Origin of the sequence: Dactylosporangium sp. NPDC005555 (assembly GCF_040605635.1) — a bacterium.
Taxonomy (GTDB): Bacteria; Actinomycetota; Actinomycetes; order Mycobacteriales; family Micromonosporaceae; genus Dactylosporangium.
Window position 1 is genome coordinate 160755 of sequence record NZ_JBEXDG010000017.1, and the last position, 14403, is coordinate 175157.

At 74.5% G+C, this 14403-nt stretch carries 9 protein-coding genes; 5 read left to right on the top strand and 4 right to left on the bottom strand.

What is annotated here, in order from left to right:
* Positions 1–72: 72 nt before the first annotated feature.
* Positions 73–2757: an Hsp70 family protein gene (locus tag ABZS58_RS21340; RefSeq protein WP_354783955.1), complete on the bottom strand. Its 2685-nt coding sequence runs from the start codon at positions 2755–2757 to the stop codon at positions 73–75.
* A 72-nt stretch (positions 2758–2829) separates the two neighbouring features.
* Between ABZS58_RS21340 and ABZS58_RS21345 the strand changes: the two genes are divergently transcribed.
* Complete coding sequence (locus ABZS58_RS21345) at positions 2830–3408, top strand: MBL fold metallo-hydrolase (protein WP_354783957.1); 579 nt, start codon at positions 2830–2832, stop codon at positions 3406–3408.
* Between the two features lie 19 nt (positions 3409–3427).
* On the opposite strand, the gene ABZS58_RS21350 is transcribed toward ABZS58_RS21345, so the two are convergent.
* Positions 3428–4264: an expansin EXLX1 family cellulose-binding protein gene (locus tag ABZS58_RS21350; protein WP_354783959.1), complete on the bottom strand. Its 837-nt coding sequence runs from the start codon at positions 4262–4264 to the stop codon at positions 3428–3430.
* Between the two features lie 134 nt (positions 4265–4398).
* Here ABZS58_RS21350 and ABZS58_RS21355 point away from each other — a divergent pair, with 134 nt between their 5' ends.
* The 3 genes from ABZS58_RS21355 (at position 4399) to ABZS58_RS21365 (ending at position 9602) form a co-directional block, all read left to right on the top strand.
* Positions 4399–6681: a fibronectin type III domain-containing protein gene (locus ABZS58_RS21355; protein ID WP_354783961.1), complete on the top strand. Its 2283-nt coding sequence runs from the start codon at positions 4399–4401 to the stop codon at positions 6679–6681.
* Between the two features lie 32 nt (positions 6682–6713).
* The gene (locus ABZS58_RS21360) at positions 6714–8096 is read left to right on the top strand and encodes a prolyl oligopeptidase family serine peptidase (RefSeq protein ID WP_354783963.1); all 1383 of its coding nucleotides are present in this window, start codon (positions 6714–6716) and stop codon (positions 8094–8096) included.
* Positions 8097–8234: 138 nt separating this feature from the next.
* Entirely contained in the window at positions 8235–9602 is a 1368-nt protein-coding gene (locus tag ABZS58_RS21365) for an FAD-binding oxidoreductase (RefSeq protein ID WP_354783965.1), read from the top strand.
* A 189-nt stretch (positions 9603–9791) separates the two neighbouring features.
* Here ABZS58_RS21365 and ABZS58_RS21370 read toward each other — a convergent pair whose 3' ends face one another.
* Together ABZS58_RS21370 and ABZS58_RS21375 are read right to left on the bottom strand one after the other, a co-directional pair.
* Positions 9792–11243, bottom strand: a complete 1452-nt coding sequence (locus ABZS58_RS21370; RefSeq protein WP_354783967.1) for a hypothetical protein — start codon at positions 11241–11243, stop codon at positions 9792–9794.
* Positions 11240–11779 carry a SigE family RNA polymerase sigma factor gene (locus tag ABZS58_RS21375; RefSeq protein ID WP_354783969.1) on the bottom strand — a complete coding sequence of 180 codons (540 nt, stop codon included), beginning with the start codon at positions 11777–11779 and terminating at the stop codon, positions 11240–11242. Before ABZS58_RS21375 ends, ABZS58_RS21370 begins: the two co-directional genes overlap by 4 nt.
* Before the next feature lie 181 nt (positions 11780–11960).
* On the opposite strand from ABZS58_RS21375, the gene ABZS58_RS21380 reads away from it, so the two are divergent.
* Positions 11961–14171: an MMPL family transporter gene (locus ABZS58_RS21380; RefSeq protein ID WP_354783971.1), complete on the top strand. Its 2211-nt coding sequence runs from the start codon at positions 11961–11963 to the stop codon at positions 14169–14171.
* Positions 14172–14403 lie beyond the last annotated feature (232 nt).

Genomic DNA, 14403 nt, shown 5'->3' on the forward strand with positions numbered 1-14403 from the left:
GTCCGAGGGCGGCGTCCGGCGAAGGCGACGTCAGGCAGGGCGTCGGGCGAAGGCGGCGCCAGGCGGAGACCGTCAGGCGAAGGCGGGGTCGGTGCTGGAGAGCAGGGCGAGGGACGCCGTGCCCTGGGCGAGGGCGGCGCGGGCTGCGGCCCCTCGGTCCGGCAGCTGGGTGAAAGTGCCGGCGTGCAGGGCGTACACGTCGACGAGCGACTGCCGGCACGGGTAGCCGGCGGGGCAGTCGGCGGGTGCGGCGAGGACCGTGGCGGCGCCGGAGCAGGCACGGGCGAACTCGTCCAGGCTCGTCACCCGGTGCCGCTCCGCGAAGGCCTTCGACACGGCGAACACGTCCTGCGACGCGGCCGGTGAGGTGGCGCCGAACGTGAGCCCCGCCTTGCCGCCGAGGAGCGCGAGCGTCGAGGTGTTGAAGTCGGCGGTGGCGAACCGGTTCGGCAGGCCGTGCTCGGCGTCGTTGAGGAACGCGGCGTAGCTGCCGGCGTACTCGGGCGCGATGCTCACGGTGCCGGCGACCATCGCGGCGTGCTGGCCGGCCCGGTCGTCGAAGACCTGGATCACCGGGTGGTAGCCGGCCGCCTCGAGCGAGATCCGGTAGAGGTGCGCGACGACCTGCTGCTCGGGGAGCTTGGTGGTGCCGATCGTCATGCCGGACGTGAGCCGCAGGTCCACCTTCTTCGTCAGCCCGTTCGCGGCCGCGAACTCCTGGGCGACCTCGGCGGGCGCGGCACCGTCGACCTCGAGGCGCCGGTTGAGCCCTGCGAGCTTGCGGGTGTCGAGGGTCGCGGACACGAGGTCGAGCTGCCGCACGATGGCTGCGACCACCTGGCCGGCCGGCATGACCGGCACGATGTTGTCGGCGCGCAGCACGTGCCGGTCGTCGGTCAGCGCGACGAGCCCCTCGCCGGCCACCGGCGCGCATCCGGCACCGGTCGCCTGCTGCGGCCGGGAGCCGTCCTTGTGGTCGTCGCGGCTGATGGCGTACCAGACGCCGGTCGCGGCGAGGAGCACGACGACGGCGCCGACGAGCAGCGCCCGGAGCCGCCCAGCGGGCCGCCTCGCCGGCACGGGAGCAGGAGTGGGTGTCAGCGGGGACATCGGCCCGGCGGCCGCAGTCCGCGCTATGGGTGCGGGTGCTGGGTCCGCGCGTCGTGCCGTGGGCATGGGTGCGGGGTCCGCAGGGCGTGCAGTGGGTGCGGGTGCGGGATCCGCGGGTTGTGCCGTGGACGTAGGTGCCGGGTCCGCGGGTTGTGCCGTGGGCGTGAGGTGCGCGGGGCGTGCGGTGGGTGCCCCGACGGGCGTCGCGGCGGGGGAGACCGGGCTCGGGACGGGGTCGGTCAGGTCGGACCCGGCGGGCCACGCCACCGACGGCTCCGTCATCCCGGCCGCCGACGGGCTCCCGGAGACGGGCGCGGCGGACACCGGCCCCCCGGACACGGGAGCGGACACCGGCCTCCCGGACACGGGAGCGGACATCGGTCCGGCGGAGGTGGGAGCGGACATCGGCCCCCCGGACACGGGAGCGGACATCGGTCCGGCGGAGACGGGAGCGGACATCGGTCCGGCGGAGGCGGGAGCGGACATCGGTCCGGCCGCGGTGGGGCCGGCGGCCCGGAGCGTGGGCGCGGGCGGGAAACCCGCGGTGGACCCGGCCGGCGGCTCAGGGGTGCCGTCCAGGAGCGGGACGCGCAGGCTGCCCTGCGCGACGACGAGCTCCGGCTGCTCCAGTACCGTCGGAGCGAGCCGCAACCGTTGGTGCAGCATCGTCGCGGCGAGCGGGAGCCGGCTCGAGCCGCCGACGAGGAACAGCGCGTGGACGTCGGGCGGGGTCAGGCCGGCGGCGCGGATCACCGCCGCGGTCGTCGCGACCGTCCGCTCGACGAGGGGGCGGGCCAGCTGCTCCAGCTGCTCCCGGCCCAGGACGACGACGTCGTCGACGATCGGCAGATGCAGCTCGGTGGCGGCGGCGCGGGACAGGGCCTCCTTCGCGGCGCGGACGTCGTCCCACAGGCCCCGCCGCAGCCGCAGGTCCTGCGCCGAGGCGGGACTGCTCAGCCGCTGCCAGGCCTGCGGGTCGCGGGTGGCGTGGACGGCGCCGAGGTAGCTGACGATCGCCGCGTCGACGTCGAGGCCGCCGGTCTCCCGCAGGCCCTCCTCGGCCAGGACCGTGAACCCGCCGGTGTCGCGCCGCACGGCCGAGGCGTCGAAGGTGCCGGCGCCGAAGTCGTACACGACGATGCAGCCACCGACCGGGACGTCGACGTCGGCGGTGGAGGCGAACCATGCCGCGGCCGCGACCGGCTCGGCGACGAGGCGTGCCGGGCCCAGGCCGGCGTCGGCGGCCGCGTCGAGCAGGACCTGCCGGCGGCGCGCCCCCCACGTCGCGGGGCACGTCAGCACGACCTCCGAGAAACCGGCGACGCGCCCGGCCTCTGCGCCGACCCGCCGCAGCACCGCCGCGATCAGGTCACGGACCGGGACCTCGGCGGCGCCGAGCAGGACGACCGTGTCGTCGACGCAACGCTTCGGATTCGGCTCCAGGCTCTCGGGCCGGACCCTGCCGCCGTGCAACGCGTCGCGCCCGGCGAGGAGGTCACCGTCGGGGGCGCGGTACACGGCCGAGGGCAGCGTCGGGCTGCCGTCGAAGATCAGGGGACGGACGGTGCCGTCGGGCCAGGCCAGCGCCGCGACCGTGTTCGTGGTGCCGAAGTCGACGCCGAGCCGGAACCCGCCGCCGCTGACCATCCGGCAATGGTAGACGGCCCTTCGCGGCGTCCGGTCTCGCCCGGGCCCGCCGGGAGGGGCATGCTGGGGTGCATGAGTGATCAGCCGAGGGCGGCGACCGCCACGTACGACATGCTGCACACCGGCTACGCGGGCAACGGCGTGGCCTCGACCGTCGGGTTCGTCCGGGACGGCGACGTCCTGCTCGTCACCGACCCGGGCATGGTCCGCGACCGTTCCCTGATCCTCGGCCCGTTGACGGCGCTCGGCGTCGACCCGGCGGAGGTCACCGACGTCGTGTTCAGCCACCACCATCCCGACCACACGCTCAACGCGGCCCTGTTCCCCAACGCCCGCTTCCACGACCACTGGGCGGTGTACCAGGGCGACCAGTGGGACGACCGGGACGCGGAAGGGTTCGAGCTGTCACCGTCGATCCGGCTGATCCGGACCCCGGGCCACACCCCGGAGGACATCACGACGCTCGTCGGCACGGCGGGCGGGGTGGTCGCGTTCACGCACCTGTGGAACACGGCCACCTCGGTCGGCGACGATTACGCCACCGACCTCGCCGCCCTGCACCGGGGACGCGAACGCGTCCTCGCCGTCGCGGACATCGTCGTCCCCGGCCACGGCCCGGCCTTCACCCCGTCCGCGGACACCCCACGCTGACCGCGGGCGGCCGGCAGGGTCAGCAGACGGGGACGGCGCTCGTGACGGCGGCCTCGACCGGCACCGGTGCGGCGGACGACGGGGCGGCCGACGGTGACGGGGAGGGGGACGGTGACGGGGGTGCCGGACTGTACATGAGGGTGCCGGTCTGCTGGAACGCCGACGCGCCCAGGGCGACGCCGGTCAGGGTGACCTGGTGGCCGGCGACGTCGGTGACGCGCAGGGTGACCGGCCCGGTCAGGCCTGACGGGCCGGTCCAGGTGTTGTCGGTGTTGTGCTTCAGCGGCGTCCAGCCGGCACCGGCCTGGAGCTCCACAGTGGACAGCCGGTTGCCGTGGTTGTCCAGGACGACCGACAGCGACGAGTAGCCGGTGCCGCCCTTCGCCCTGACCTTCAGCGGGCCGGGCAGCACCGGGTCGCGGACGGTGCCATACGTGATCTTGATGATGCCGGAGCTGACGTCGCCGATCCGGGCGAAGGCGGCCTTGCTCAGGTCGATCTTGCCGGCGGGGCAGGACGGGCACTGGTCGACGACCTGGACGTTGGTCGTCTGGCCGTTGGGGCCGGTGACGGCGAGGATCGACCCGCACGCCGCGCCGCCCGCCCACTCCGCCGGGCCGATCGCGGCGTAGCCGTCGCTGGACGGGGCGCCGAGGTTGCACATGCCGTTGCGGTTGGTGCTGTAATACGACGCGCTGCCGCCACGCACGCCCTCCACCACCGGATCCCGCGGCAGCGGCGGGGTGGCGGCGCAGGCGGCGTTGCCGCTGTCCTGCAGCACGAGCACGATCGAGACGACGACGGCGAGGACGCCGCCCGCGGCGGGGATCATCCAACGCAGGTGACGGCGGTCCATGGGTCCGGGAGTCTAGAAGCCGTTTCGGATTTGGGGAAATCGACGACCTGCCCGAATCGCATCCGACAAAACATGAAATTGGGTAATTTAGCGGTACTTGCCGCACGGGGCGGTCTGACGGTGGAGGACCGCGAATGCGCAGGCTGCTCTATGCCCTCGGGGCCCTCGGGGCCCTGGTGAGCGTCGCCGTCGGGGGCGCCGTCGCCGTCGCGGACCCGCCGGTGGACTGGCCCGCGTCGGCGTGGCCGATGTGCGCGAACCCCACGGACCAGTACTGCATCGAGTCGGCGACCGTGACCCCCAACGGCGGGGTCGAGGCCACCGCGGCGTCGCTCGGGCTGTCGGCGACCGTCACCACCCTGGGCGGTTCCGTGACGTCGCTCAACTGGTCGGTGGCCGGCTTCGACGCCGACGGTGTCGACGCGGCCGTCAGGGCGGGCGAGGTCGAGCTGACCGTCCGCACCGGCACGTTCGTCCCGCGCTACACGATGGCCCTGGCCAGGGACCTGCGCGTCACGCGTACCAACGACGTGAACACGGGCGGCAACACCCTGGTCATCGCCGGGCGCGTGACGCAGATCGACTGGACGACCGGGGACAGGTTCAATTCCTGTGTGGGCGGCACCGACTGCGGCGACGAGAACACGATGGCGGACGCGACCGGCACCGGCTCCAGGTTCATCGGCAACACGCAGGACATGGAGACCTGGGACCAGGCGGCCCGCGCCGCGTTCGACGGCTTCTACCTCGCCTCCGACGCGCAGGCCCGGCCGACGGTGGTGCAGTACGCGACCTACCCGGACCCATACTGGTACCTGTCGGTGCTCGGCAACCCGCACCTCGACATGCACGGCGAGCCGGTCCGCGGGTCGTTCAACGCGTTCGTCCCCGGCAGCTACTTCACGTCGCTGAGCACCACGGCGGCGGCGGCGGCCGCGGTCGGGTTCGACGTGCTGGGCATCGACCCGGTGACCAGCGCGCAGGTGCCGATCCCCGCGACGGTGACCGAGGTCGACGGCGGGGTCATGCTCGACGTGCCCGACCTCGGCTACTCGATCCGGCGGATCGAGGTGTACAACCGGGCCTCGACCGCGACCCAGGACACCGCGCCGGGCAGGCCGACGGCGGTGCAGGCGGCCAACGGCGCCGGCGGCGTCGGCGTCTCGTGGACCGCGCCGGTCAGCGACGGCGGCAAGGCGGTCACGACGTACAAGGCGCGGGCGTTCTCGACCGGCGGCGGCGTCGCGGGCGACTGCGAGGCGACCGCCCCGGCGAGCACGTGCACGATCACGGGGCTGCCGGCGGGTGCGAGCTACTCGGTCGCGGTCAGCGCCACCAACGACATCGGCGAGGGCGACCCCAGCACGCCGCGGGCGAACGTCTCGGTCCCGACCCCGACCCCGACCCCGACCCCGACCCCGACCCCGACCGCGACCGCGACCGCGACCCCTACACCGACCGCGACCCCCACGCCGACCGTGACCACGACGCCGACTCCCACGTCGACCGCGACGCCCACACCGACCGTGACCGCGACGCCGACTCCCACGTCGACCGCGACGCCCACACCGACCCCGACGCCCACGAAGACCGCGTCGCCCACGCCGAGCGCGAGCCCGAACCCCAGCCCGACGCCCAGCGCCACGCCCAGCGCGAGCTCGACGCCCACGACGACGCCCAGCGCGCCGTCGACCGCCACGCCCGGGGCGCCCGGCGCGCCGGTGAACGTGACCGCCGCCGGCGGCGACGCGAGGGCCACCGTCGGCTGGTCCCCCGCGGCCGGCGCCGGCGCGGACCGGCCCACCGGCTACACCGCGACCGCGGAGCCCGGCGGGCGCACCTGCACCGCACCGGCCGGCGGCACGTCGTGCGAGCTGACCCAGCTGACCAACGGCACCACATACACCGTCACGGTGCGGGCCGCGAACGCGGCAGGCGACTCCCCGTCCAGCCCGGCGGTGACGGTGACCCCGGCCGCGCCGACGCTGCCGGCCACCGTCCCGACCGGCGACGGCACCCCGGACACGTCCGGCGGTGCGGTGTTCACGCCCGCGAGGCGCACCACGACGCTGAAGGGCTCCGGGTTCGCGCCCAACTCGCCGGTGACCGTCGGGATCTACTCCACGCCCGCCGCGCTGGTGACCACGACGTCCGACGCGGCCGGGGACGTGTCGGTCGAGGTGACCATCCCCGAGGGGTACAGCGGCAGCCACACCCTCGCGATCAGCGGCATCGCACCGGGCGGCGCCCCACGCGTCCTGACGCTCCCGGTGACGGTCGCCGCGGCGGGCGGCCCGCTGCCGGTCACCGGGCCGCCGATCGGCCTGCTCATCGCGACGGGCCTGGCGCTCGTCGGCGCGGGCACCGCGATCCTGAGGGCCGCAAGATTGCGCACAAGGAGTGCACCCAGTCGTTGACAGCAAGGCATCGACGGGCGTCTCATGGATGGATGCGCAGCGTAGCGTCGTTGATCCTGGTCGCGGCCGTCCTCGCCGTCCCCGCGCCCGCCGCGGCCGCGGACCCACCGGTCTGCGGCCCGCCCGCGGCCAGCACCACCCGGCCCGGCTACACCGTCGCCGACCCGGACTGCGACGTCACCGGCGCCCCGTTCGCGCCGGTCGGCGGATCCACGGTGTGGACCGGCATCGCCGACGGTGCCGCCTACCGGATCGAGAAACCGGCCGCCTGGAACGGCGAGCTCGTCCTGTACGCGCACGGGTACCGCGGCCCCGGCACGACCGTGTACGTCGACAGCCCGTCGCTGCGCGCCCACTACCTGGCGAAGGGCTTCGCCTGGGCGGCGTCCAGCTACCAGACGAACGGCTACGACGTCGGTCAGGGCGTGCGCGACTCGTACACGCTGATCGACCGGTTCAAGGAGCGCACCGGACTGCGCGCGAGGTCCGTCTACATGACCGGGGCGTCGATGGGCGGTCACGTCACCGCGGTCGCGATCGAGCGGCACCCGCAGGCGTTCGTCGCCGCGATGCCCGTCTGCGGCGTCCTCGGCGACGCCGAGCTGTTCGACTACTTCCTCGACGCCAACGTCACCGCCGCCGCGCTGACCGGCACGACCATCACGTTCCCGGAGGCACCCGTCGATCCGTCGTTCCAGGAGGTGTACCGGCAGCAGGTGGCGCGCCAGGTCCCGCTGCTCGGCCAGGGGGCGGGGCTGACGGACCTCGGGCGGCAGTGGGGCCGCTTCGTCGAGCAGCGCAGCGGCGGCACCCGGCCCGGCTTCGGCAACGCGATCGCCTACTGGAGCGCGCTGCCCGGCATCCCGCCGCTGACGACGGTCCCGTTCCTGTTCGGCGTGTACCCGGGCCTGAACGGCGGCACGGCCGGCATCGCCGACGGCAACGTCACGTCGAACCGGCTCACCCTGTACCAGAGCGACGACAGCATCTGGCTCAACCGCGACGAACTGCGGGTCAACCGCGACGCCCTGCGCGTGGACCGCACCGACCTGCCGTCCCGTGACCTGACCGGCGTGCCGCGCGTCGACGGCCGCCCGCGCGTGCCGGTGCTGTCGATGCACACGATCGGCGACCTGTTCGTGCCGATCTCGATGGAGCAGGTGTACGCGAAACGCGCCGCACTCCAGGGACGCGGCACCCTGTTCGTGTCCCGGGCGGTGCGCGCCCTCGGGCACTGCGAGTTCACGGTGCCGGAGCTCGCGCAGGGCTTCGACGACCTGGTCGCGTGGGTGCGGACCGGGCACCGGCCGGCCGGCGACGCGATCCTGGACCGCCGGGCGGTCGCCGCCGCCGACTTCGGCTGCCGCTTCACGCTGACGCAGCGCCCGGCGTTCGGTCCCGCCTGCCCCGCGTGACCGGAGCAGCTCCGGTGGCGCCGGGCTTTTCGGTGGTGCCGGGCTTTCAGCGGTGACCAAGCGGCCTTTAAGTGCGGCCGCGCACGGTGGGTCTACCGGCGTCCTCGTCGACGAGGCGCCCTGACCCGAGGAATCCCCATGACGTTGTCCTTCGCTGACCTCGCCGCCGCTGTCGACGGCCCTGTGTTCCTGCCCGCCGACGACGGGTTCGCCGGGGAGATCTTCGCCTGGAACGTGGCGAACCCGCACAGACCCGTCGTCGCCGTCGGTGCCACCTCCACCGCCGACGTCGCCGCCGCGGTCCGCTGGGCCGGGCGGCACGGCCTGCCCGTCGCCGTGCAGGCCACCGGGCACGGCGCGGTCCGGCCCGCGGTCGGCTGCGTGCTCATCACGACGAGCCGGATGCAGGACCTGTTCGTCGACCCCGAGGCCCGCACCGCCCGCGTCGCGGCGGGCGTCCGGTGGTCGCGGGTCATCGAGGTGGCCGCGCCGCACGGCCTCGCGCCGCTGAGCGGCTCGTCGTCGCAGGTCGGCGTCGTCGGCTACACCCTCGGCGGCGGGCTCGGGCTTCTCGGCCGGACCTTCGGCCACGCCGCCGACCACGTCCGCTCGATCGAGATCGTCACGGCCGGCGGCGACGTCCGCACCGTCGACGCCGACAACGACCGCGAGCTGTTCTGGGCCGTGCGGGGCGGCAAGGGCAACTTCGGGATCGTCACGGCCGTCGAGTTCGACCTCTTCGACGTGCCGTCGCTCACCGGCGGCGGGATCTACTTCCCGGCGACGCACGCCGCGCAGGTCCTGCACGCCTACCGGGCGTGGGCGCCGACGCTGCCGGAGCGGATGAACACATCCCTCGCGCTGCTGCGCCTGCCCCCGCTGCCGCAGCTGCCGGAGCCGCTGCGCGGCGCGTTCGTCGTGCACCTGCGGGTGGCGTACCTCGGCGACGCCGGCGACGCGAAGGACATCCTGGCGCCGATGCTCGCCGCGGCGCCGGTGCTGCTCGGCGGCGTCGGCGACCTGCCCTACCAGGCGGTCGACTCGATCCATCAGGACCCGGTCGACCCGACGCCGACCCGGGAACGCGGCGTGCTGCTCGGCGACCTGACCGCCGCGACCGTCGACGGGCTCCTCGCGGCCGCCGGCCCGCAGGTGGACGTGCCGCTCATCATGGTCGAGCTGCGGCATCTCGGCGGCGCGCTCGCCCGGCCGCCGGCGGTCCCGAACGCGGTCCCCGGCCGGGACGCCGCCTACTCGCTGTTCGTCGTCGGTCTCGGCGTGCCGGAGCTCGCGCCGGTCGTCGACGCGGTCACCGGCGCGGTCCTGGCCGCGGCCGCCGGTGACACCGTCGCGGGCGGGCTGATGAACTTCTCCGGCGGCGCCGGACCCGATGCGCTGCTGGCGAACTGGCCCGCCGCCGACCGGGACCGCCTCCTGCGGGTGAAGCGCGCCTACGACCCGGCCAACATGTTCTCCACCAACCAGGCACTGCTGCCGACGTCCTGACAGGTGTTCCAGCTCTCCTGACAGGGGCCTCCGCTTTCCTGACGGGGGCTCCGCTTTCCTGACGGGGGCTCCGCTTTCCTGACGGGGGGCTCCGCTTTCCTGACGGGGGGCTCCGCTTCCTGACAGGGGCTCCGCTTCCTGACAGGGGCTCCGCTTCCTGACAGGGGCTCCGTGCGGATCCGGCCGCGGTCACGGCCGGATCCGCGTCGTGCTCACCGGCCGGGTCCGCCGCGGTCCGCGGGACCTCCGGACCAGGGCGACGACGAGCCAGACGGCGAGGCCCAGCAGCCACAGGGCGACGAACGCCGTGGTCGCCGCCCAGCGGGCGAGGGGGAGCACCGGCGGCGACGGGGACGGGCCGCCGAACGCGCCCGCCGCCACCAGGTCCGCGGCGACGTCGAGGTCCCAGATGACGCCGGGTGGCTTCCGCAGGAGCACCTTCGTGCCGCCGCGCGGGTCGAGGGCGAGGAGGTCGACGTCGGAGACGGCGCGGTACGCGTCCGGCGCGTCGTAGGCGGGTCCTTGCTGGTCCGCTTCGTCGAGGTAGCGGACGACGACCGCGGTGCCGTCGCGTTGCCAGCCCGCGAGTCTGGCCGCGGCGCCGCCGAAGGTGGCGAAGGTCCGGCCGGTGGGGGCACCGGAGTCGCTGGACAACACCGTGAGCCGCCAGGTCCGGTCGTTGCGCTCCGCGTTGGTGCAGGTGGTCGTGCAGCCTTCGGCGATCGTGAACACGCCGATGCCGTCGGTGGACCACGCCCAGGGGCCGCCGAGCATCGCGCCGGCCGGGAGGGTGGTGAGGACGCGACGCCCGCCGCCGGTCGTGTCCAGCAGCGTGAGGTCGCGGCCGGCCTGCACGGCGACGGTCCGGCCGTCGGGGGAGAACGCGGCCCTGCCCGGCCTGGTGCGGCCGAGGTCCAGCAGCCGGGTCGTCGCGCCTGAGCCGAGGTCCAGCAGCCACAGGGCGCCGTTGTCGGACTCGACGGTGTCGGATCCGTCGTAGGCGCCGCTCCACCAGGCGGGTCCGCTGTACCGGCGGATCAGCAGCCGCGTGCCGTCGGGGCTCCACGCGACCGGGTCGATGTTGCCGGTGCCCGGGTAGCGGCGTTCGCCACCGGTGCCGAGGTCCACGACGGACACGTCGCCGGTGCCGGTGCCGAGGTGGCTCAGGTAGGTGCCGTCGCCCGCGACGCGGCGGCCGTCGGCGGACAGCAGCACGTCCTGGCCCGCCTGCAGGTAGGTGTTGCCGTAGGGCAGGACCCGGTAGGAGCCGTCGCGACCGATCACGCTGATCCGGCTGCCGTACGTGAACGGCAGGTCCATGCTCTGGTAGCCGCCCCCGCCGCTGACGAGGAGGGCGGCCGGCCCGCGCGGGTCGCCTTCCACGCTCGCCTGCCACGGCCACGGCTGGTGCAGCCTGCCCGGCACGGCGGCGTTGCCTGCGGCCGGCAGTACCGCCGGATCCGGCAGCGCGGTGAGGGGGACCGCTGCCGCGAGGGCCACGAACGCCGTGACGAGGACCTGGCGGGTGCGGTGCCGGCGGCGGCCGCGGCGCCACAGGTCCGCCGGGACGCGGGCGGCCGGCATGTCGTCGGCGGTCTCCGTGAGCCGCCGGGCGAGTCCTCGGGTGGGCAGCCGCGTCATCCGCGCACCTCCAGTCGGTCCGTGTCGCTTCGCAGGTCGGTGTCGCTCAGCAGGGCCGGGGCGATCGTGCGCAGCCGGGCCAGGGCGTCGCGGGTGTTGCTCTTCACGGTGCCGACGCGGCAGCCGAGGATGTCGGCGGTCTGCGCCTCGGTGAGGTCCTCGAAGTACCGCAGCACGATCACCGCCCGCTGCTTCGGCGCGAGCCTCGCCAGGGCGGCCCGCACGGCGACGCTGCCGGTGACGGCGTCGGTGTCGTCGGGGCCGGGCCGGTCCGGTGGCTGCGCGACGGGCACGGTCCGGCCGCGGTGCCGCCGCCACGCGGTCACGTGCTGGTGGTAGAGGGCGCGGCGGACGTACGGGTCGGGGTCACCGCCGGCCGCGATGCGCGCCCAGCGCCCGGCCACCCGCAGCAGCGTCTCCTGGACCAGGTCCTCGGCCAGGTGCCGGTCGCCGGTCAGCAGGTACGCGATCCGGGACAGCGCGGCGACCCGCTCCCGCACGTACGCCAGGAACGACTCCTCAGCGTCCACGTCCACCTCCACACCCTCAGACACGCCGCCGGGCCGCGGCCGGAGGGGTGCCGCCCGGGGATTTCTTGCGTACCGCCTCGACTACACTGCGTTGCGTCGATTGTTGCGTCGATTTGGGTGTGGCGGGTATGAAGGGGGCAACAAGCACTTCGATCGTCGAACTATCTGGTCTTCGAGAGGTTAGAGCGTGGGCACACGTGTGGCAGCGGCCGTCACCGGCCGGCTCGGCGCGGTTCTGATCCTGCTGGTCACCGTCGGGCTGACCGCGCTGGTGTTCCTCAACTCGCCCGCGCAACCCGAGGCGGAGCCCGGCGACGGGCTGCCCGCCGGCAAGCAGTCGACGACGGTGACCGAGCTCGCCGACCGGTTCGCCAGCGGCCGCGCCGAGGTCGCCGTCGTCGTGTACGAGCGCCGCGACGCACCCCTCACCGACGCCGACCGCTCGATCATCGAGCGGACCCGGACCACCGCCGGCGCCCAGGCACCGGCGGTCGTCGCCGAGGACGGCCGGGCGGCGCTGCTCCCGGTCACGCTCACCGGCGAGGGCGACGACCTGTCCGCCGCCGTCGACAAGCTCCGCGAGACCGTCCGCAGTGGGCTCCCGGACGGGCTGACCGCGCAGGTCACCGGCGGGCCCGCGTTCGGCCGGGACATCTCCGCCGCGTTCGAGGGCGCCGACGTGACGCTGCTTCTCGCGACCGCCGCCGTCGTCGCGGTGCTGCTGCTCATCACGTACCGCAGCCCGCTGCTGTGGATCGTCCCGCTCGTCGTCATCGGCGTCGGCGACCAGGTCGTGGCGAAGCTCCTGCCGTGGGTCGCCGTGCTCGTCGGCGAACGCACCGACGCGTCCGTCAGCGGCATCGTGTCCGTGCTGGTCTTCGGCGCCGGCACCGACTACGCGTTGCTGCTGATCTCGCGGTACCGCGAAGAGCTGCGCCGCACCGAGGACCGCCGGGAGGCGATGCGGGTCGCGCTGCACCACGCGGCACCCGCGATCGTCGCCAGCGCAGGCACCGTCGTCCTCGCCCTGCTCACGCTGCTCGCCGCGGTGCTGACCGCCAACCGGACGCTCGGCGTCGCCGCCGCGATCGGCGTCGCCGTCGCGCTGTTCTTCGGCCTGGTCGTGCTGCCCGCCGCCCTCGTCTGCCTGCCGCGCGGGATCTTCTGGCCGTTCGTGCCGCGCCTGGGCAGCGACGACCCGACCACGCGCGGCCTGTGGTCCCGGGTCGCGCACGCCGTCGGCCGGCACCCCGCCCGGGTCCTCGCCGGCGCCGCAGTCCTCCTCGCGCTGCTCACCGCGGGCCTGCTGAGCACGTCGATCGGGCTGTCGCAGACCGAGCAGTTCCGCACCGAGGTCGAGTCCGTCACGGCGCAGGACGCCCTCGCCAGGCACTTCCCGGCCGGGTCGGCGCAGCCCGTGACCGTCATCGTCGCCTCCGGGACCGCTTCGCAGGCCGTCGCGGCCGTCGAGGGCACCGGCGGGGTCGCGGCCGTCGGGAAACCGGAGACCTCCGACGACGGCGCGCTCGCCAAGCTGCGCGTCGACCTCCGGGCGGGGTCGGGGACGTCCGCCGCGGACAAGGCGGTGCGGGACCTGCGCACGGCCCTCGCCGCGATCCCGGGCAGCGACGCGCTCGTCGGCGGGGCGCCCGCCGCGGACCTGGACAAACGCGACGCGTACAGCCGCGACAACAGGGTCGTCGTGCCGCTGGTCCTGCTCGTGGTGCTCTTCGTCCTCGTGGTCCTGCTGCGCTCGGCCGTGGCGCCGGTGCTGCTCCTGCTCACCGTCATCGTCAGCTTCGCCGCCAGCGTCGGCGCGGCCGGGCTCGTGCTGCGGCACGTCCTGGACATCCCCGCCCTGGACGCGGGAGTGCCGCTGCTGAGCTTCCTGTTCCTGGTGGCGCTCGGCGTCGACTACAACATCTTCCTCGTCACCCGCGCCCGGCAGGAGGCGTCCGCGCTGCGCGACACGCGCGCCGGGATGGTCCGGGCGCTCGGCGCGACCGGCGGCGTCATCACCTCGGCGGGCATCCTCCTCGCCGCCGTGTTCACGGTCCTCGGGGTGCTACCGGTCATCGTGCTGACGCAGATCGGGGTCATCGTCGGCATCGGTGTCGTCCTGGACACCCTGGTCGTGCGGACCGTCGTGGTGCCGGCGATCGCGCTGCTGCTCGGCGAACGCTTCTGGTGGCCGGCCCGCCCGGGCGCTGCCGCGACTCCCTCCGGCGGCGCCGTCCCGGACCCTTCCGCCGGCGTTCTGAACCAACCCGGCGGCGACTCGGCTGATTCCGGCGGCGGTGCGGCGGGCTCATCGGACGCCGCGGCACCCCCAAGCGGCGGCTCGCATCATCCGGGGCGGCACGTCGCGACCGGGCCGGCGGGGCGGCACGCCGAGTAGGCGGCCGGTTTTCCGTGATCCGGAAGACTTCGTGCAGCCAGGGGTCAATGCCGGTGAGTTAAGCGTTCAGGGTGATGGATGGGGCTGGATGGTGACTGTGAAGGTTGCTGTCCAGTTTCGTTGTTTGCGGCCGGGTGGTTTGGTGGTGCGGTCGCTGATGCGGTTGCGGCGGTTGGGGAGGGTTTGTTCGAGGATGCGGGTGTGGAGTTGGTGGGGTGGGTGGTCGGTGGGG

Coding starts and splice junctions, on each gene's coding strand:
- ABZS58_RS21355 (WP_354783961.1), top strand. CDS start 4,399: ATGCGCAGGCTGCTCTATGCCCTCGGGGCCCTCGGGGCCCTGGTGAGC.
- ABZS58_RS21365 (WP_354783965.1), top strand. CDS start 8,235: ATGACGTTGTCCTTCGCTGACCTCGCCGCCGCTGTCGACGGCCCTGTG.
- ABZS58_RS21340 (WP_354783955.1), bottom strand. CDS start 2,757: ATGGTCAGCGGCGGCGGGTTCCGGCTCGGCGTCGACTTCGGCACCACG.
- ABZS58_RS21350 (WP_354783959.1), bottom strand. CDS start 4,264: ATGGACCGCCGTCACCTGCGTTGGATGATCCCCGCCGCGGGCGGCGTC.
- ABZS58_RS21360 (WP_354783963.1), top strand. CDS start 6,714: ATGCGCAGCGTAGCGTCGTTGATCCTGGTCGCGGCCGTCCTCGCCGTC.
- ABZS58_RS21370 (WP_354783967.1), bottom strand. CDS start 11,243: ATGACGCGGCTGCCCACCCGAGGACTCGCCCGGCGGCTCACGGAGACC.
- ABZS58_RS21345 (WP_354783957.1), top strand. CDS start 2,830: ATGAGTGATCAGCCGAGGGCGGCGACCGCCACGTACGACATGCTGCAC.